This window comes from Kibdelosporangium aridum, assembly GCF_900176515.1.
Classification (GTDB): domain Bacteria; phylum Actinomycetota; class Actinomycetes; order Mycobacteriales; family Pseudonocardiaceae; genus Kibdelosporangium; species Kibdelosporangium aridum.
Window position 1 is genome coordinate 208,080 of sequence record NZ_FWXV01000010.1, and the last position, 18,320, is coordinate 226,399.

An 18,320-nucleotide genomic window follows, 5' to 3' on the forward strand; every position below is an offset into this window, starting at 1 on the left:
CCGGCAGAAAGTCTACCGGCGATAGAGGGCCTGACGTGCGCAATCAAGGGGCGGGCCGGTGCGAACGGTCCGTTCGCACCGACTTCACCCGGACGGCCCAATCAGAAGTTGATCATGTGGCCGGCGAGGCCGTGGACGGCTTCCTTGACCGCCTCGCCCAGTGTCGGGTGCGCGTGCACGTTCCTGGAGACCTCGTGCACCGTGAGGTCCCACTGCTGCGCCAGGGTCAGCTCGGGCAGCAACTCGGTGACGTCCGGGCCGATCAGGTGCGCGCCGATGATCTCGCCGTACTTGGCGTCCGACAGGATTTTGACGAAGCCCGCGCTGTCGCCGAGGCCGTGGGCCTTTCCGTTGGCGGTGAACGGGAACTTCGCCACCTTCACGTCGAAGCCGCGTTCCCTTGCCTGCGCCTCGGTCCAGCCGAAGCTGGCGATCTGCGGCTGGCAGTAGGTCGCACGCGGGATCATCACGAAGTCCAGCTCCATGGTCTCCGCACCGGCGATCGTCTCGGCCGCCACGATCCCCATCGACTCCGACGCGTGCGCCAGCATCAGCTTCGCGGTCACGTCACCGATCGCGAAGATGTGCGGCACATTGGTGCGGCCACGCGCGTCGATGTCGATCGCGCCGCGGTCGGTCAGCTTGACGCCGGTGTTCTCCAGGCCGTAGCCCTCGACCATCGGCTGGAACCCGATCGCCTGCAGCACCTTGTCGGCTTCGAGAACCTGCTGCTGGCCGTCCTTGGACACGGTCACCCGGACACCGTTGCCGGTCTCCTCGATGGTCTCCACCTTGGTGGACGTCAGCACGTCGATGCCCAGCCTGCGGTAGCGCTTGAACAGCTCGGCGGACACCTCTTCGTCCTCGAGCGGGACCATCCGGTCGAGGAACTCGACGATGGTGACCTTCACACCGTAGTTGTGCAGCACGTACGCGAACTCCACGCCGATCGCGCCGGCGCCAGCGATCACGATGCTCTGCGGCACGTCCTCGGCGAGGATCTGCTCCTCGTAGGTCACCACCCGGTCGCTCTTGGCCGTCCCGGGCAGCAGCCGCGGCTTGGCACCCGCCGCGATGATGCAGTGCTTGAACTTGATCTGTTCGGCGCCGACCTGGATGGTGTTGGCGTCAACGAACGTGCCACGGCCGTGCACCTCGGTGATGCCGTTCTTCTTCATCAGGAAGTGCACGCCCTTGACGCGCCCGTCCGCGACCTTGCGGCTGCGGCGGAACGCCTCGCCGTAGTCCAGGCTGACCGTCCCATCGACCTGGATGCCGTACGACTTGGCTTCCTTGGTGAAGATGTGCGCCAGTTCGGCGTTGCGCAACAGCGCCTTCGACGGGATACAGCCGACATTGAGGCATACGCCGCCCCAGTAGCGCTCCTCGACGACGGCCGTCTTCAGGCCCAGCTGTGCCGCGCGGATCGCCGCGACGTAGCCGCCGACACCGGCCCCAAGGACGACGACATCGAATTCAGTGGTCATGGTCTTAACCCTATGTCGGTCGGATTAGGGTGTCCGAACCGACGAGAGGGGGCTCACGATGGGACGTGCGCGACTACCGGACCACCTGCAGGTACTGCTGAACGACCGGGCCGAAGTCATCGACTTGTACTCGTATGGCCCGTGGCGAGTGCCAGCCGGATTGCTCGACGAGATCAGCGAGCGGGCCCGCGTGCTCAACAACGATCCCCGTGTCGCCGAGCTGCCGTACAAGCTCACCGATTTCTACAGCGAGAAGGCCACCATCGTCGGTGCCGAGCTGTGGGGCATGATCCCGTGGCTGTCCGGGACGGCCGCGATCCGCGGCGGCACATGCGGAGATCTGGAAGGCTGGCTGCTCGAGGACTTCCGCGCGGAAAAGCCCATCGTCAGCTTCAACCCGACGTGGTTCACCGTACGCACCAGCAAGTTCCGGCCACCCGGCGAGTGGCTGATCGCCGCGGCAGGCGATGACCTGGACAAACGAGAGCTCGCCGTCCAGCTGGCCAGGGAATGCCTCGATGTGTTCGCCGGGATCGAGCCGTTCGAACGGCGCCGCCAGGCGACCATCGCGCTGTACGAGCTGAACATGCCGGACGTGCGCAAACCCATCGCCTACACCCACCTGGCCGACCACTGGGCTCGCTCGGCCACCGACGAGATCCTGGCCGATCTGCCGGAGCTGGCCGGATCGGTGAACTACCTGGAGTGGCTGGTCAAAGGGTTCGTCGCGGCGCACAACCGGCTCCGGTCGGTGATCTCAGGCTGGGAGGCCGCAGCCGCCGTGGCATGCCTGGCGCAGCAGGCGGGCATCTGGGAGAGCCCGAGCGAGTTCTCCGTGTTCAGCGACGAGTCCCTGTACGAAGACATGAAGAGGTACATCGGTCAGCCGTTCGCCGAGGGCTGGGCGAACGAGGTCCGCGCGTGGCTGGCCCGCGGCGTGGTCGAGGGCGAGGCGGACGCGTGCCGGGCGTGGCTGGACATGGCCGTGCGCCTGGAAGCGTGCCTCCGAGGCATGCCGGACGTGCCGAACTCCACCGGCACATTGCTGCCCATCGGCGCCTTCCAGCGGACCGTCAGCGATCTGTACCGCAGGCGCCAGCTGGTCAATCCGCTGGAGCAGAAGTTCGCGGTGGCCACCCAGGAGCGCCAGGCGCAGGCGGCAGCCGCGGCACCGGAGGTTTCCCTGGTGGGCCAGCCCGAACTGACGGCTGCGCTGCGGGACCTGCGGGTGGAACGCCCAGGTGCGGAGCGGCAGATTCGGCTGCTGGTCGCCGGGCAGGACGCGACCGGGCGCCGGACAGCCGTGAGCGCGTTGATCCAGAACCTCGTGGACAACCGTGTGGTGTCGTCGGCGCGCTGGATCTCCGACCCGATCTACGCCGCCCTCGACGCAAGCAACGCGCTGCAGCAGCTGACCAGGGACGTCCGCGAGTGCCTCGCCGAGAAGACGCTGCTGGTGATCGACGGGCTGGACCGGATCATCGGCTTCGACCGGTGTGGCACGGCGGTGGCCGAAGAATTGCGCCGCAGCCTCAAACGGCACCCGGACCTCAACGTCATCGTGGTCTGCGGGCCGGGCGGCGACACCAGGCTGTTCGACACGAACCCGGCGCTGTACCAGCTGTTCCGCGTGGCCAGGACGACCGAGTTCACCGACAAGCACTACGCGGAACTGCTCAAGCGGGCCGTCGCCCGCCGGGGTGCGACGATCAGCCGGACGGTCAGCCTCGCCGCCGGTGTGCTGCTCACGCGCACTCCCCCGCTGCTGAACCTGCGCGGGGCTCGTCTCGTGGAGCACCTCGCCGAGCAGTCGGTGCGCGCGGCACGTAAACGGGCGAAGGTCGGGCCGTCCCGGTCGGTCACTGTGACCGAGGCTGATCTGCCGCGCCAGCTGGTTCCGGGTGACATCGCCGGATCCGACCCGCAGGCCGAGCTGGACTCGTGCGTGGGCCTGGAGAAGATCAAGCGGGAACTGGCGTTGCTGGTGGCCGAGGAGAAGGCCCACCGGATGCGCCGCGAGGCAGGCATGGTCGTCGACGCCCGCGCCCGGCACATGGTGTTCACCGGCCCGCCGGGCACCGGGAAGACGATGGTGGCCCGGATTCTCGGCCGCATGTTCGCGGCGACCGGTGTGCTGTCGTCCGGGCACATCGTGGTGGTCGACCGGGCGGACCTCGTCCACGGTGAAGGCTGGGAAATCGGGCCACGGGTGCGTCGGCTGGTCGACCGGGCTGTCGGTGGCGTGTTGTGTGTCGAGTCGGCGCACGAGCTGCAGCCGAGCGAGGACGACTGGCGCAACCGGGAGACCGTGAACGCGTTGGTGGCCGCTGTGCAGAGCCACACCAAGGACCTCGTGGTGGTGCTGACCGGTCCGGACGCGGGCGTCAACGGGTTGTTGAAGTCCGAACCGGACCTGGCCGCGTACTTCCCGTCCGTGCTGCGGTTCCCGGCGCTGACCGAGGACAACTTCGTGGCGCTTTTCGAAGCCAAGTCCGAGGCCGCCGGGTTCACCCTGCGCGACGGCGTCGTGCAGAAGGTCCGCAGCCTGGTGAAGTCGACGCCGACCGGCAACGCCCGGCTGGCGATCGGGCTGCTGGAACGCGCCATCGCCCGGCAGGCCCGGCGTGTGCTGGCTGACGGCGTGGTCGGGGAAAACGAGTCACTGCACGAGATCCTGGTCGACGACGTGCCCGACACGCTGGCCACGACCTCGTGGGTCGAGCTGCCGCACGACCCGCTGTCGGAGATCGACAAGCTGATCGGGCTGGAGTCGGTCAAGCACGAGGTCCGGCTGCTGGTGGCCGAGGCCAAGGCCGACCGGATGCGCCGCGAGGCCGGGATCCCGCTGGCCTCGCCAACGCGCCACCTGGTCTTCACCGGCAGCCCGGGCACCGCGAAAACGACCATGGCCCGGCTGCTCGCGGCCGTCTACGCCAAACTCGGCCTGCTCTCGTCCGGGCATCTGGTCGAGGTCTCCCGCGGCGACCTGATCGGCGAGTACCTCGGGCAGACCGCGCCCAAGGTGCGTGCCGCGGTGGCCAAGGCGCTCGGTGGCGTGCTGTTCATCGACGAGGCCTATTCACTGACCGAGGCCTGGTTCGACGACTACGGCTCGGAGGCCATCGCCGAACTGATCAAACTGATGGAGGAGCATCGGGAGGACTTGGTCGTCATCGTGGCCGGGTACGACGCCAAGATGGCCAAGTTCCTGGACAAGAACCCGGGCCTGGCGTCGCGGTTCCCGTCCAAACTGCGGTTCCCCGACTACAGCGACGACGAACTGATCGCGATCTTCCAGGCCATGACCGAGAAGGCCGGCTACGAGCTGCACCCCGACGTGCTCCCGGCGGTCCGCCGGCTGCTCAAGCGCACGACGCGGGGCGAGTCGTTCGGCAACGGCAGGTTCGTCCGCAACATGTTCGACCGGGCGGTGGCTCTGCAGGGCCACCGGATCACCAGCAGCGCGGAGTCCCCCGAAGTCCGTGTGCTGCTGGCCGAGGACCTGCCGGAATCGCTGGACTCCGGTCCCGATGCGCCAACTGGCCAATACCTCTGACATTTGTACAACTACATAACCCCAGGTCAGAAGGATGCCGACGGCGACCGGCCAGAACCGTGCACCGACCAGGCAATTACGACAATTGGATGATGCTTCTTACATTCGTACAACGACCAAACGGCTGGTCAGGACGGGATGTCCGTGCGGCGGCGCATCGGACGCGCCTGTAAGGGAATGGCCGGCGGAGCGGAGGCTGGGGCCGAGCCGTTCTCGCTCGGCGTGGCCAGACAGATCTGGTTGCGGCCCGCTTCCTTGGCCGCCAGCAGCGCGGCGTCAGCGGCCAGGACGAGACGGTCGACGTCCACACCGGAATCCGGGTAGACGGCCGCGCCCATGGACACCCGGATACCGTCGAGGATGATGGTCTTGCCGGTTTTGGCGTGCGTGATGGACACCGGCGTATGCGCCAAGCGCAGCCGGATGCGTTCGCCGACCGACAACAGCTCAGTGCTACTTGTGCCGGGCAGGACGACTGCGAGTTCGTCGCCACCCCATCTCGCGGCCAGGTCGCCACGCCGGATCTCGGAGCGGACCACGCGGACGACCGCCTGGAGGGCTTGATCACCTGCCGGATGGCCGTAGCTGTTGTTGATCTCGCTGAACTTGTCGACGTCCATCATCAGCACGCCGACGTTGGCGCCGACCAGTTGGGCACGGCGCAGCTCGGCATCGACCACCTGCGACCAGAACGTCGGTGCCGCAAGGCCCGTCTTGTCGTCCGTCCGGGCCTGACGCTGGTACTGCGGCAACAGCAGGTCGCGATGGAGAGCCAGCACGGTGACCATCAGCACCGGCACAACCCACGGGTTGGACGCCTCGAGCGCGCCGACCGCGATGCCCAGGCCGAGCGCGGCAGCCACCACGAGCTGGTCGGACAATTCACCGAGCGCACGCCGGGCGGTGGTCTCTGGAGACGACAAGAGAATCGCGCCGACGACCATGGCGTAATTGATGAGCCACCAGGTGGTGGCCGCGGCGACCACGATGACCAGCGACCACGGTCCAACCGGGACCCGTGGCGCGTTTTCCAGGCCGCCGGCACGCAGCACTGCCGACGCACACGCGCTGGCCAGGATGAACGTGGCCGCGGAGAAGATCTTGCGATGCCAGATGAACTGGCCGTACACCCGCGCCCAGCAGAAGGTGTAGGCGATCACCACGAGGGCGACTACGAGCGGTAGCGGCAACAGCAGGACCCCGGTGAACACCCAGAGTGACTTCAGGTTGGTGTACGGGACGCCTTCGACGGCCAGTTCGCGCCTGCGTTCGATGCTCCGGGCCGCTTCGAGGTGCAGCAGCGAGGCCCCGGCCAGCACGCCGAACCACACCCATTCGGTGCGACTTACGCTCAGATGCAGGCTTGCCATGACTGTGACCAGCACCGCGACCACGTCTGTGACCAGCACATACGCCATCGAGGCTGGTGGCAGCGACCAGAGACGCCACTTTCGGGGCGAGACCCAGCGCAGCCTGGGGTTCACACTCATCACCAGGCCCGTATCTCGAACGCGGGTCACCCGGTGAACGGTAATCGGCAAGGTCACCCGATGTCTTTCGGCCAGTCGGGGGTCTTGTGCCGATCCGATGTGTACAGAGAGGAACGACCGTGAACGGCAACGAGTGGGTTCAGCGCGGGAACGAATGGTTCGCCGGCAACGAGTGGTTCGCTGGGAATGAATGGTTCATCGCGGGAAACGAGTGGTTCACCGGCAACGAGTGGCTCTTCCAGGCCGCCTGCTGATGTGGCTCGGGAGGTGGCGGGCTCGCCCTCGCTGAGCCCGCCACCCCGGCGCCACCAGGCACCGGTCCTCAATCGGCCGCTGTGTCGCCCCGCTGCCGTACGAACGGTCCGTTCGCGAATCTAGTTGTCCACAACCGACCAGTAACCCCCTTGACCAGGCCTTATCCCGGATAGAATGGCGTCGGGGTCGCCCCCCGGGAGTGGCGGGGGCTGCCTGGGGACGGGCTGCATGAGGGATGTCTGGGGTCGCGCTGCGTGGGGCGGTTCGTGATGGGTCTCGGTTCTGGTCGGGGCTTGGTGGGTGGACGTGGTGGGTTGGGTGTTGGCGGGTTGGGTTATTGGTCGAAGTCGATCTCCACGGCGTCCGATGTGGGCACGGTTTGGCAGGTGACCACGAATCCGGCGTCGACCTCGGCGTCCTCCAGTGCGAAGTTGCGGCGCATGTGGACCTTGCCGTTGACCACTTTGGCCCGGCAGGTCCCGCACACCCCGCCCTTGCAGGCGAAAGGCAAGTCCGGGCGGACACGTTGGGCACCTTCGAGCAGGGTCGTGTCGCGCGGGACGATCGCGGTGGTGGTTTTGCCGTCGAGCCGAACGGTCACTTCGGCGCTCGGGCCGGTCATGGCTGGGTCGACGTGCTGGACCTGCTCGGGCGGCTCGTCCTCCACATAGAACAGTTCGAAGTGGATGCGCTCACGCGGGACACCCAGGTCCGTCAGTACTTCACGGGCGTCGGTGACCATTCCGAACGGTCCGCACAGCCACCAGTGGTCCACCTTGGACACCTGGAGCAACATCGGCAGCAAGGTCCGGAGTTTCGCGGCGTCCAGGCGGCCGGTGAACAGTTCGGCCTCGCGCGGCTCGCGGGACAGCACGTGCACGAGTTCCATCCGTGCTGTGTAGCGGTCCTTAAGATCCGCGAGCTCGTCCGCGAACATGACTGTGTTGGTGCGGCGGTTGCCGTACAGCACCATCGCGCTCGCCGCGGGGTCCTGCAGCACCGTCGACAGGATTGACATCACTGGCGTGATTCCTGAGCCAGCGGCCAGCAGCACGTGCCGCGCGGGCGTCGAGTCGGGGGTGAAGTCGCCGGTGGGCGGCAGGACTTCGATGGTGTCGCCTGGTTTGACCTCGTGCACGAGCCATGGCGAGAACGCGCCGCCAGGCACTTCGCGCACGCCGATCCGCGGTTTCGCACCGACCATGGCGCAGATCGAGTACGACCGGCGCTCGTCCCGGCCGTCGATGATCCGGCGCAGCGTCAGCGATTGCCCGGCGCGGAACTCGTACTCCGAGGCCAGTTCGGGGGGCACGTCAAAGGTCACCGCGACGGCGTCGTCGCAGAGGCGCTCCACGTGAGCCACGGTCAGCTTGTGGAACTCGGTCCTACGGCGCAGAGAAGTGGACACGTCAGATCTCCTTGACGTGTTCGAACGGTTCGTCGCAGGCCCGGCAACGCCGGAGCGCCTTGCACGCTGTGGCGCTGAATTCCGACAACAACTCGGTGTCCATCGAGCCGCATTGCGGGCAGGCGACCCGTTTCGGCGGGGCGGTCAGCGTGAGCGGGATCGGGCCGCCGCCGCGAGGTGCGGCGCTCGGCGGGGCGATCCCAGCCGAGGCGAGTTTCTCCCGCCCAGCAGGGGTGATCCAGTCGGTGGTCCACGCGGGCGACAACACCGTCCGCACGTCCACCGAATCGAACCCGGCTCGGTGCAGCGCCGAGTACAGATCCGAGCGCATCGCATCCATGGCGGGGCAACCGGTGTACGTCGGCGTGATGGTCACGACCACGCCGTCCGTGCTCTCGTGGACGTCACGCAGGACGCCCAGATCGGCCAGGGTCAGCATGGGCAGTTCGGGATCGGTGACCGTCTCGGCCACGGCACGCGCGCTCACCATGTCGCGTCCGGATGGGCACGGGCGACGCTCTGCATTTCGGCCAGCAACGGTTCCAGGTGCTCAGTGTGTGCGCCAGGCGTGGGCACCGAGTGGATAGGTGGCTGCTTGAGTGTGCCAGCGGTCATGACCTGCGCGATCACCGCGTCGAACTCGTCACGCAGCACCGAATCGCCGTCGAAGAGTTCATCGACGTACGGCCAGACCGCGTCGATCCCGGCCTGCATCCGTTCGTGCGACAACTCCGTGCCGTCGCCGAGGCGGACGACCCAGCGGGCCGCGTAGTCGCGGTGATAGGTCAGTTCCTTGATGCCCTTGGATGCGATCGCCGCGAGGACCTGGTCCGGTGAATCGACCAGGCGCTGGAAAAGCGCCAGCCGCCACGTGCTGAACACCAGCAGCCGGGCCATCGAGAACGCGAAGTCCCCGCCGGCCAGCTCGACCAGCCGGACGTTGTGGAAGTCCGCGGCGTCACGGAAGAACGCCAGGGCGTCCTCATCGGACTGGTTCACCGGCGGCACGAGTGACGGGTCGGCCTTGGCCGCTCGGGCGAGCAACAGCCGGGCCTGGCCGAGCAGGTCGAGGCCGATGTTGGCCAGCGCGACCTCGTCCTCCAGCTCCGGTGCCGCGGCACACCACTCCTGCAGCCGGTGGGACATGATCAAGGCATCGTCACCGAGCCACAGGCATGTCCTGGCCAGCTCGGCAGCGTCCACACCGGACGGAACCGTGGTGTCAAGGCCCGCCAAGGGGTCGGCGAACCCGGTGCCGAATGCCCACCGGGTGTCGTTGTCTTCGGTAAGCGCCTCGTAGGCGTTGTCAAAGGACATGGCCACTCACATGTGGGGGACGTCTTCGGGAATGTCATAGAACGTGGGGTGCCGGTACACCTTGTCGCCGCTGGGCGCGAAGAACGGATCCTTCTCGTCCGGGCTGGACGCGGTGATGTGGTCGGCCCGCACGACCCAGATGCTCACGCCCTCGTTGCGGCGTGTGTAGAGATCGCGGGCGTTGCGCACCGCCATCTCGTCGTCGGCGGCGTGCAGCGATCCGACGTGGACGTGGTTGAGTCCACGCTTCCCGCGCACGAAAACCTCATACAGCGGCCAATCGCTCATGCCGCAGCCTCCTTGTGCTTGGCGGCGTACGCGGTGGCCGCGTCGCGCACCCACTGGCCGTCCTCGTGCGCCTTGCGGCGCCGTTCGAGCCGGATCTTGTTGCACGGGCCGTTCCCGCTGACCACTTCTTTGAAGTGCTCCCAGTCGATCTCGCCGAAGTCGTAGTGGCCGCGCTCGGCGTTCCACTTCAGATCCGGGTCCGGCAGCGTGACGCCGAGTTTCTCGGCCTGCGGCACGCTCATGTCCACGAACCGCTGGCGCAGCTCGTCGTTGGTGTGCCGCTTGATCTTCCACGCCATGGACTGCGCGGTGTTGGTCGACTGTGAGTCCGGCGGGCCGAACATCATCAGCGAGGGCCACCACCAGCGGTTGGTCGCGTCCTGCACCATGTCGCGCTGTGCCTGGGTGCCGCGCATCATCGTCATCAGCAGCTCGTAGCCCTGGCGCTGGTGGAACGATTCCTCTTTGCAGATCCGGATCATTGCCCGCGCGTACGGCCCGTACGAACTGCGGCACAACGGGACCTGGTTGCAGATGGCGGCTCCGTCGACGAGCCACCCGATCACGCCGACGTCTGCGAACGTCAACGTCGGGTAGTTGAAGATGGACGAGTATTTCTGCCGTCCTTCGATCAACCGCTCGGTCAGGTCCGTCCGGTCGGCGCCCAGCGTCTCGGCCGCCGAGTACAGGTAGAGCCCGTGCCCGGCCTCGTCCTGTACCTTGGCCAGCAGGATCGCCTTGCGGCGCAACGAAGGCGCCCGGGTGATCCAGTCACCTTCCGGCTGCATGCCGATGATTTCCGAGTGGGCGTGTTGCGCGACCTGCCGGATCATCGTCTTGCGGTAGCCATCGGGCATCCAGTCCCGCGGCTCGATCCGCTGGTCGCGCTCGATCGTGGCGTCGAAGTGTTCTTCGAGGCTCATGAGGACTTCTCCCGCTTCGCGACGAGCGTGAGCACGTCGTACTTGGCGACGGACTCGCCCTTCTGGTTGGTCACGTCGGCGTCCCACCGGACTTCGCCGTAGTCCTGGTCGTTTCGTGGCGTGATCTGCTTGGCGGTCAAGGTGACCGTCAGCGAGTCGCCGGGGAACGTCGGCGTCAGGAACCGCAGATTCTCCAGGCCGTAGTTGGCCAGCACCGGACCCGGGTCTGGCTGAACGAACAGGCCAGCGGCGAACGACACGACGAGGTAGCCGTGGGCGACCCGGCCGCCGAAGAAGGGGTTGGCCGCGGCGGCTTCCTCGTCCATGTGCGCGTAGAACGTGTCGCCGGTGAACTCCGCGAAGTGCTCGATGTCGGCCATGGTCACTTCGCGCGGCCCGGCCACGACCGTGTCGCCGAGGCGCAGGTCTTCGAGGTGCTTGCGGAACGGGTGCTCGCCTTCGGTCCGCTCGGTCCCCGGCACCCACCGGTTGGTGACGGCGCTCAGCACGCGCGGGCTGCCCTGGACGGCCGTGCGCTGCATGTGGTGCAGCACGCCACGGACGCCGCCCATCTCCTCACCGCCACCGGCACGACCCGGGCCGCCGTGAACCAACGCGGGCAACGGCGATCCGTGACCCGTGTTCTCCTTGGCGTTCTCGTTGTCCGTGACGAGCAGACGGCCGTGCCATGGCGCCACGCCAATTACGACGTCGCGTGCGAAAGCGGTGTCCGCAGTGACGACGGATCCCGCGAGGCTGCCGTGGCCGCGCGCGGCGAGTTCGATGACGTGCTGTGTGTCGCGGTATGGCATGAGCGTGCTGACCGGACCGAAGGCCTCGACCTCGTGCGGCTGGGCCTGGCTCGAATCTTCGGCCACCAAGAGGACTGGCGAGATGAACGCGCCACGCTCGGCGTCGGCGTCCACGACGGACACCTGGTCGGGGTCGCCGAACACGACCCGGCCTGCCTCGAGCAACGCTTTCAGCGACCGGCGGACTTCCTCGCGCTGTTCCAGGCTGGCCAGCGCACCCATCCGGACATCCGGGTTGGCCGGGTTGCCGACCTGGATCTTGGCCAGGCGCTCGCTGGCGGCCTGGGCGACGTCGTCCAGCAGCGCGGTGGGGACGAACGCGCGCCGGATCGCGGTGCACTTCTGGCCCGCCTTGACGGTCATCTCGGTGACCAGTTGCTTGACGAACAGGTCGAACTCGGGCGTGCCTGGCGTGACATCCGGGCCAAGGATCGAGCAGTTCAGCGAGTCGGCCTCGGCGTTGAACCGGACGGAGCGGCGCACGATGTTCTCGTGCGTACGCAAGCGCTGCGCGGTGGAGGCGGATCCGGTGAACGACACCAGGTCCTGCTCGATGAGGTGGTCGAGCAGATCGCCCGCGCTGCCCGCGACGAGCTGCAACGACCCCTCAGGCAGGATGCCGGACTCGATGATCAGCTCGATCAGCTTGACCGTCAGGTACGCGGTCTGGCTCGCCGGTTTGACCAGGCTCGGCACACCGGCGATGAACGCGGGCGCGAACTTCTCCATCGGCCCCCATACCGGGAAGTTGAACGCGTTGATCTGCACCGCGACGCCCCGCAACGGCGTACATATGTGCTGCGCGAGGAACGTGCCGCCCTTACCCAACGGTTCGACGTTGCCGTCGACGTAGACCGTGTCGTTGGGCAGTTCACGGCGTCCCTTGCTGGAGTAACCGAACAGCGTGCCTATGCCGCCGTCGATGTCGAACTTGTTGTCGCCCTTGGTGGCACCCGTGCGGTGAGACAGCGCGTAGAGCTCGTCACGGTGCTCCATGAGGTACGAAGCCAGGACCTTCAGGAGCGCGGCGCGCTCATGGAAGGTCATCTCACGCAGCTCGGCGCCCTTCTCGCGGCCATATGCCAGAGCGGCAGCCATGTCCACGCCAGCGGACGAGATCCGTGCGATCTCCTCGCCGGTCACCGCGTCGTGCAGTGGCGCGCCTTCGTCATCCGGCGTGTGCCACTGGCCGGACACATAGCTGCGCAGCGGAGCCATCCTGGTCGACCTCCAAGCTGAATTACTAACCGTCCGTTCAGTAGGCATGGTAGCTTGGCGGCATGGCTGACGAAAGCGGTGTGGCGCTCGTTCGCGATGGCGCGGTCGCCACAATCACGATGACTTCAGCGGCGCTGAGCACGCGGGTGAAGAACGATCTGCTCGATGCGATCACCGAGGTCAGCAAGGACTCAGAGGTCCGCGCGGTGGTGCTGACCGGGACTGGGAAGGCCTTCAGCGTCGGCCAGGACCTCAACGAGCACGCGGAGACGTTGCGGGCGGACGCGGCGCACGCGTTCGACACCGTCGAGCAGCACTACAACCCGATCGTCCTGGGCCTCGCGACGATGCCGAAGCCGGTCATCGCGTCCATCAACGGGTTGTGCGTGGGTGCGGGGTTGGGTTTCGCGCTCGCGTGCGATCTACGGATCGCGTCGGCCAAGGCGAAGTTCGGAACTGCCTTCACCGCGATCGGGCTGACCTGCGACTCCGGCTTGTCTGTGACGTTGGGCAGGGCCGTCGGCGCGGCGCGCGCGAGTGAGCTGGTGTTCCGCGCCAACACGTTCAGTGCCGAAGAGGCCCTGACGTGGGGCATCGTCGGGCAAGTGGTCGAACCGGAGAACCTGGCCGAGGAGACCTCGGCACTGGCGCAGAAGTTCGCCAACGGCCCAACGTTGGCGTATGCCGAGGCCAAGGCGGCTATGGCCGTTTCGTTGAGCCAGGCCTTGGCGGCCGAGGGCGCCGGTCAGGCACGCCTCGGCGTCACCAAGGACCACCAGAACGCTGTTGAAGCTTTCCTTAACAAGCAAACCCCGACATTCGAGGGACGTTAGGCACGACGGATCTTGTGGGCGCGGGTGTCGATCCACTGCCCGTGCGGTGACTGCTCGATCATCGGGTCGGCCCACCACAACCGCACGCTGTCCGGACGGACCTCCTGCAGACGCGCCTCGCGCCACTCGCCGTCGTACTCGACGAGCCACCGGTCGGCCAGGCAGGACAACCCATCCCGCCGCACGATGTCCTCGGCTTCTTCCAGGCTCGTCGGATCGGCCAGGGCGGCGTTGAACACCGTCGTGGCTTGCCAGTGGTCGCCTACCGGGACCACATAGCCCATGATCTCGTCGTCCTCGTCGCGCCGAATCGTGTACATGGCGATCTTTGTATCCGGCGCGACGGCGTGGACGCTTGTGAATTACGGCCTTTCGAACGCGACTGTCACGCCTTGCCCGACGCCCACGCACAGCGTGGCGATGCCCCGGTTGCTGTTCTCACGCTCCATGCGGCCCAGCAAAGTGACCACCAGGCGCGCGCCGGAACAACCGAGGGGGTGGCCCAACGCGATGGCCCCGCCGTCGGCGTTGACGCGCTCGTCGTCCAACTTCAGCCGACGGATCACCGCGAGGCTCTGCGCGGCGAACGCCTCGTTCAACTCGACGGTCAGGTCGTCGCGTTGCCAACCCGTGCGGGCTAGCACTTTTTCAGTCGCAGGCACGGGTCCGAGTCCCATGATGTGAGGCTCAACCCCCGCGCTCGCGCTAGCGACAACCCGCGCGCGGGGGTTGAGGCCAAGGCGCTCCACGGCGGCCCCGCTCGCGAGCACGAGGGCTGCGGCGCCGTCAGACAATGGCGAAGACGAGCCAGCCGTGACGATGCCGTCCTTACGGAAGACTGTCTTGAGCTGGCCGAGTTTTTCGAGCGTCGTGGTGCGGCGCGGCCCTTCGTCCACAGTCACTGTTCCGTCTTTGATTGGCACGGGAACGATCTCGCTGTCGAAGCGGCCAGCGTCGATGGCTGCGAGGGCACGAGTGTGGCTGCGCAATGCGAACGCGTCGGAGTCCTCGCGGGTGATGCCGTCCAGAGTGGCCACTTCCTCGGCCGTCTCACCCATCGAGATCGTGCTCTTGGCCGGGAACTTCGGGTTGGTGAACCGCCAGCCCAAGGACGTGTCGGCGACCTCGCCCGGTTTGGCCCACGGCGTGCCCGGCTTGGCCATCACCCATGGCGCACGTGTCATCGACTCGACGCCGCCCGCGACCACGATGTCGGCGTCACCGGACTTGATGGCCGCCGCCGCGGACGCAACCGCGGTCAAACCGCTGGCGCACAACCGGTTCACGGTGAAGCCCGGGATCGTGTGCGGCAATCCGGCCAGCAGCACGGCCATCCTGGCGACGTTGCGATTGTCCTCACCGGACTGGTTGGCCGCGCCGAGGATCACTTCGTCGATATCGTCCTGCGGCACTCCGGCGCGGCGCACCGCTTCGGCCACCACCAGCGCCGCGAGGTCGTCCGGCCGTACCGCGGCGAGCGCTCCGCCGTACCGGCCCTGCGCGGTTCGAACACCATCAACCACGAATGCCTCAGCCATACCGGCTATTATCAACCGTCCATTCGGTCAGTTGGCAAGGTGGTGAATCCGGTGTCACACAATGCGGCGCACGACATGTTCGAAGCGGATACCGCGTCGCGTGCGCTGGGCATCGAGCTGATCGAAGCAGCCGACGGCCGCGCGGTCACCAGGATGCGCGTCACAAAAGACATGGTGAACGGGCACGACATCGCGCACGGCGGATACGTTTTCCTGCTCGCGGACACGACTTTCGCGCTCGCGTGCAACAGCCGCGGACCGGTCACCGTGGCCGCGGGTGCCGATATCACTTTCGTCACATCGGCCCGGGCCGGAGATGTTCTCATAGCGCACGCCGTGGAAAAGACGCGCTACGGGCGTAGTGGAATTTATGACGTGACAGTGGACCGGGACGGCGAAGTGATCGCGGAGTTCCGCGGCCGCAGCAGGGTGATCAACCGATGACCCGCCGCGGACGCCCCGGATATGACCTGGAATCGCTGCTCGCGGTCGCGGTCAAACTGTTCAACGAGCGCGGGTACGAAGCCACCAGCATGGAAGAGCTGTCCCGCAAGCTCGGAATCACCAAATCGGCGATCTACTACCACGTCGCCAGCAAGGACGAACTGCTTCGGCTGGCGGTCGACCGGGCGCTGAACGGCCTGTTCGCCGTGGCCGACGAGGCGATGACGATCGAGGGCCCGTCGATCGACCGGCTGGAATTCCTGGTCCGCGGCAGCATCAACGTGCTCGTCGAGCGGCTGCCGTTCGTCACGCTGCTGCTGCGCGTGCGTGGAAACACCAAAGTGGAGCGCGCCGCGCTGGCCCGGCGACGGGAATTCGATCAGCTGGTCACCGAGTTGGTGAAACAGGCCGAGGCCGAAGGCGACGTGCGGCCGGACATCGATCCGTCGGTGACGGCCCGGCTGCTGTTCGGCACCGTCAACTCACTCATCGAGTGGTATCGCCCGCGAGGAGGGCTCGGCAGCGCCGAGCTGGCGGACGCCGTCTGCGCGATCGCGTTCGACGGCCTTCGAACCCGATGACAAAAACAGACAACAATCCATTCGAGGCGTGACTGGAAGTGGCTCTCCCCGCGGCCACTTCCAGCGCCGGCGTCACGACGAGAATGCCGGCTCAGCCTTCTTCTTCTTGCCGGTGTGCGCGGCCTCGAAGGCGTCGATGACGTTGGCCGGAATACGGCCGCGGTCGGAAAGCTCGAAGCCGTTCTGCCGAGCCCAGTCCCGAATGGCCTTGGTCTGTTCCCGGCTCGCCGGCGAACCGGCCCGCTTCGTCGGCGACGTGCCGCGCTTGACACGGCCACCGGTGCGGCGCGCCGAGTTCACGAACTCCTCAAGGCCGGCACGCAACTTTTCCGCGTTGGCCTCGGTCAGGTCGATCTCGTAGCTCACGCCGTCGAGTGCGAAGCTCACGGTGCTGATGTCGTCGGCGGCGGTGCCGTCGAGGTCATCAACCAACTGGACGGTGACCCTCTGAGCCATTAAAGGTTACCTCGATTTGCGACAGTGGTGACAATGGGTAACTCCTGCCGATCGAATCTACCCGGTGCAGGAGTTACGAGAGACTATAGTTTGTCACTACCCGCACTTCGCAACTACCGGCGTTCCGGCGTGGCGGATCACACGGACATGCATCAGATAGGTTTTCCGTTGACCGTCACGTTTGTGAACTTGCGGCCGTCCACGTTGTTGAGGATGTTGCCCGTGTTGGCCACGCCGGTGAACTTACAGTCGGCCGCGACGAGTCCCTTGACGTGAGCGTTCGGCAGGCCGCTGACGTCGAACACGCGCGCGGCCTTCGTGCACGAGGAGTTGGTGACGGTAAACGGCCCGAACGCGGGCGGGAAGTTACCGGTCTGGTTGTTGTAGGTCGACGTGACGAACACGAAGGAACGCTGGAACGTGCCCGTCACCGAGTCAAGGTTGATGTTCTGCGAGAAACCGCCACGTTTCGTGTTGGACTTGACGTAGAGCGCATACTTCGTCGCGCCAATGACATTCAACTTGTAGGCGTAGACGTTCCGGATACCACCGGTCTGCTCGCTGCCACAGGTGATCGCACCCCAGTTGCCGTTCATCGTGCAGTTGACCACGACGACGTTCTGACATGGGATGTTGACCCGGCGCCCATCGGCGTCCCGGCCGGACTTGATGGCGATGTTGTCGTCGTGCGCCCCGAGTGTGCAGTTGGCGATGACGACGTGGTCACAGCACTCGGGATCGACCCCGTCGGTGTTGTTCGCCGCCGTGCTGGGGTCGGTGGTCACCCCGTCGACAGTCACGTTCTTGCACAGGGTTGGGTGAATTTGCCAAAACTTGGGGTTTTTAACAGTGACGCCCTGGATAAGGACCGTGTCGCAGTTGTACGGCTCGATGAAGGTGGAGCGGGCGGTGTGCCCGGATCCGGGAAAGACCCGCTTGGCCGGATCGGTCACGCCCGCCGCGATCCGGGATTCCAGCCAGGCCCGGTCCGAGCCCTTGTTCCACGACGACGTGGCGTTCGCGTCCAGGGTGCCGCTTCCGGTCAGCGCGATGTTCCGCTGGCCGTGCGCATAGACCATCGGCGAGCGGTTCATGCACTCGATGCCCTCATACCGGGTGAGCACCGTGGGGAATTTCGAGGCGTCCGAGCTGAACTTCAGCACGGCGCCGGATTGCAGGTGGAAGTCCACATTGCTCTTCAGATGAATCGCCCCGGTGACATAGTTGCCCTTGGGCACGATCACGTGCCCGCCACCCGCCGCACTGGCCGCGTCGATGGCCTTCCGGAACGCCGCGGTGTTGTCGGTCGAGTTGTCCCCTTTCGCCCCGTACTTCGGATCCGTGGCGAGAAAATTCACACTCGGAAAAATGGGGAGCTTGGTGGCCGCGACGATCTCGTTGGCCTCGGGCCACGGCAGTGTCGGTATCGCGGCAGTGAGCATGATCGGCTGGGCATGGGCCGTACGGAGTAATGCCGGAGAAATAGGGGCCATCACGGTCGCGGCGGCCATTGCGCTGGTCCGGAACAACTGACGGCGATCCATCCGTGCCTCCACGTGGTCGAAGGAACCCAGCGGCGGATGGGGTGCCTCTGACTGTAAACGTTTTCACCACGGTCGGTCCAGCCTCGGCCAAGCCGGAGCGAGGCCGGCGCCGAAGTGATACTCAGCGGCTATAGCCAACCTCTAGTGACAACACGAGGGTGGCGATTAGG

Annotated in this window: 17 protein-coding genes; 5 read left to right on the forward strand and 12 right to left on the reverse strand. The window is 66.4% G+C overall.

From position 1 onward, the window contains the following. Positions 1-101: 101 nt before the first annotated feature. Positions 102-1,487 carry a dihydrolipoyl dehydrogenase gene (gene lpdA / locus B9C43_RS41675; protein WP_084432942.1) on the reverse strand — a complete coding sequence of 462 codons (1,386 nt, stop codon included), beginning with the start codon at positions 1,485-1,487 and terminating at the stop codon, positions 102-104. A gap of 58 nt (positions 1,488-1,545) precedes the next feature. On the opposite strand from lpdA, the gene B9C43_RS41680 reads away from it, so the two are divergent. After that, a complete protein-coding gene (locus tag B9C43_RS41680; RefSeq protein WP_084432943.1) occupies positions 1,546-5,043 on the forward strand; it encodes an AAA family ATPase in 3,498 nt (1,165 codons plus the stop codon). A 128-nt stretch (positions 5,044-5,171) separates the two neighbouring features. Here the strand turns inward: B9C43_RS41680 and B9C43_RS41685 are convergent, their stop codons facing one another. Continuing rightward, on the reverse strand, positions 5,172-6,563 hold the full coding sequence (locus B9C43_RS41685; RefSeq protein ID WP_200825931.1) for a GGDEF domain-containing protein: 1,392 nt from the start codon (positions 6,561-6,563) through the stop codon (positions 5,172-5,174). Positions 6,564-6,652: 89 nt separating this feature from the next. Between B9C43_RS41685 and B9C43_RS59740 the strand changes: the two genes are divergently transcribed. Continuing rightward, entirely contained in the window at positions 6,653-6,787 is a 135-nt protein-coding gene (locus B9C43_RS59740) for a hypothetical protein (protein ID WP_260478633.1), read from the forward strand. A 335-nt stretch (positions 6,788-7,122) separates the two neighbouring features. On the opposite strand, the gene paaE is transcribed toward B9C43_RS59740, so the two are convergent. Genes paaE through paaZ form a run of 6 tightly spaced genes read right to left on the reverse strand, consistent with a single transcriptional unit; the run spans position 7,123 to position 12,754 of the window. Next, a complete protein-coding gene (gene paaE / locus B9C43_RS41690) occupies positions 7,123-8,196 on the reverse strand; it encodes a 1,2-phenylacetyl-CoA epoxidase subunit PaaE (RefSeq protein ID WP_084432945.1) in 1,074 nt (357 codons plus the stop codon). Position 8,197: 1 nt separating this feature from the next. Then, a complete protein-coding gene (gene paaD / locus B9C43_RS41695) occupies positions 8,198-8,686 on the reverse strand; it encodes a 1,2-phenylacetyl-CoA epoxidase subunit PaaD (protein WP_033389113.1) in 489 nt (162 codons plus the stop codon). Next, on the reverse strand, positions 8,680-9,513 hold the full coding sequence (gene paaC, locus B9C43_RS41700) for a 1,2-phenylacetyl-CoA epoxidase subunit PaaC (protein WP_084432946.1): 834 nt from the start codon (positions 9,511-9,513) through the stop codon (positions 8,680-8,682). The genes paaD and paaC overlap by 7 nt, the downstream gene beginning before the upstream one ends. Before the next feature lie 6 nt (positions 9,514-9,519). Continuing rightward, positions 9,520-9,801 (reverse strand): 1,2-phenylacetyl-CoA epoxidase subunit PaaB, encoded by a 282-nt coding sequence (gene paaB / locus B9C43_RS41705; protein WP_033389112.1) that lies wholly within the window; start codon positions 9,799-9,801, stop codon positions 9,520-9,522. Then, positions 9,798-10,724, reverse strand: coding sequence for a 1,2-phenylacetyl-CoA epoxidase subunit PaaA (gene paaA, locus B9C43_RS41710; protein WP_084432947.1), 927 nt, complete (start codon positions 10,722-10,724; stop codon positions 9,798-9,800). Before paaA ends, paaB begins: the two co-directional genes overlap by 4 nt. Beyond that, the gene (gene paaZ / locus B9C43_RS41715) at positions 10,721-12,754 is read right to left on the reverse strand and encodes a phenylacetic acid degradation bifunctional protein PaaZ (RefSeq protein ID WP_084432948.1); all 2,034 of its coding nucleotides are present in this window, start codon (positions 12,752-12,754) and stop codon (positions 10,721-10,723) included. Before paaZ ends, paaA begins: the two co-directional genes overlap by 4 nt. 62 nt (positions 12,755-12,816) lie before the next feature. Between paaZ and B9C43_RS41720 the strand changes: the two genes are divergently transcribed. Beyond that, a complete protein-coding gene (locus B9C43_RS41720) occupies positions 12,817-13,587 on the forward strand; it encodes an enoyl-CoA hydratase/isomerase family protein (protein ID WP_084432949.1) in 771 nt (256 codons plus the stop codon). Here B9C43_RS41720 and B9C43_RS41725 read toward each other — a convergent pair. Both B9C43_RS41725 and B9C43_RS41730 read right to left on the reverse strand, forming a co-directional pair. Then, positions 13,584-13,907, reverse strand: a complete 324-nt coding sequence (locus B9C43_RS41725) for a hypothetical protein (protein ID WP_084432950.1) — start codon at positions 13,905-13,907, stop codon at positions 13,584-13,586. The genes B9C43_RS41720 and B9C43_RS41725 overlap by 4 nt on opposite strands. A gap of 42 nt (positions 13,908-13,949) precedes the next feature. After that, entirely contained in the window at positions 13,950-15,125 is a 1,176-nt protein-coding gene (locus B9C43_RS41730; RefSeq protein WP_084432951.1) for a thiolase family protein, read from the reverse strand. 75 nt (positions 15,126-15,200) lie between these two features. Between B9C43_RS41730 and paaI the strand changes: the two genes are divergently transcribed. Further along, positions 15,201-15,569 (forward strand): hydroxyphenylacetyl-CoA thioesterase PaaI, encoded by a 369-nt coding sequence (gene paaI, locus B9C43_RS41735; RefSeq protein WP_033389117.1) that lies wholly within the window; start codon positions 15,201-15,203, stop codon positions 15,567-15,569. Further along, positions 15,566-16,150: a TetR/AcrR family transcriptional regulator gene (locus B9C43_RS41740; protein WP_084432952.1), complete on the forward strand. Its 585-nt coding sequence runs from the start codon at positions 15,566-15,568 to the stop codon at positions 16,148-16,150. The genes paaI and B9C43_RS41740 overlap by 4 nt, the downstream gene beginning before the upstream one ends. A 72-nt stretch (positions 16,151-16,222) precedes the next feature. On the opposite strand, the gene B9C43_RS41745 is transcribed toward B9C43_RS41740, so the two are convergent. Beyond that, positions 16,223-16,606, reverse strand: coding sequence for a histone-like nucleoid-structuring protein Lsr2 (locus tag B9C43_RS41745; protein WP_033389107.1), 384 nt, complete (start codon positions 16,604-16,606; stop codon positions 16,223-16,225). Between the two features lie 152 nt (positions 16,607-16,758). After that, entirely contained in the window at positions 16,759-18,162 is a 1,404-nt protein-coding gene (locus B9C43_RS41750; protein WP_033389106.1) for a glycoside hydrolase family 28 protein, read from the reverse strand. Positions 18,163-18,320: the final 158 nt, after the last annotated feature.

Coding starts and splice junctions, on each gene's coding strand:
- lpdA (WP_084432942.1), bottom strand. CDS start 1,487: ATGACCACTGAATTCGATGTCGTCGTCCTTGGGGCCGGTGTCGGCGGC.
- B9C43_RS41680 (WP_084432943.1), top strand. CDS start 1,546: ATGGGACGTGCGCGACTACCGGACCACCTGCAGGTACTGCTGAACGAC.
- paaD (WP_033389113.1), bottom strand. CDS start 8,686: ATGGTGAGCGCGCGTGCCGTGGCCGAGACGGTCACCGATCCCGAACTG.
- paaC (WP_084432946.1), bottom strand. CDS start 9,513: ATGTCCTTTGACAACGCCTACGAGGCGCTTACCGAAGACAACGACACC.
- paaB (WP_033389112.1), bottom strand. CDS start 9,801: ATGAGCGATTGGCCGCTGTATGAGGTTTTCGTGCGCGGGAAGCGTGGA.
- paaA (WP_084432947.1), bottom strand. CDS start 10,724: ATGAGCCTCGAAGAACACTTCGACGCCACGATCGAGCGCGACCAGCGG.
- paaZ (WP_084432948.1), bottom strand. CDS start 12,754: ATGGCTCCGCTGCGCAGCTATGTGTCCGGCCAGTGGCACACGCCGGAT.
- B9C43_RS41720 (WP_084432949.1), top strand. CDS start 12,817: ATGGCTGACGAAAGCGGTGTGGCGCTCGTTCGCGATGGCGCGGTCGCC.
- B9C43_RS41725 (WP_084432950.1), bottom strand. CDS start 13,907: ATGTACACGATTCGGCGCGACGAGGACGACGAGATCATGGGCTATGTG.
- B9C43_RS41730 (WP_084432951.1), bottom strand. CDS start 15,125: ATGGCTGAGGCATTCGTGGTTGATGGTGTTCGAACCGCGCAGGGCCGG.
- paaI (WP_033389117.1), top strand. CDS start 15,201: ATGTTCGAAGCGGATACCGCGTCGCGTGCGCTGGGCATCGAGCTGATC.
- B9C43_RS41740 (WP_084432952.1), top strand. CDS start 15,566: ATGACCCGCCGCGGACGCCCCGGATATGACCTGGAATCGCTGCTCGCG.
- B9C43_RS41745 (WP_033389107.1), bottom strand. CDS start 16,606: ATGGCTCAGAGGGTCACCGTCCAGTTGGTTGATGACCTCGACGGCACC.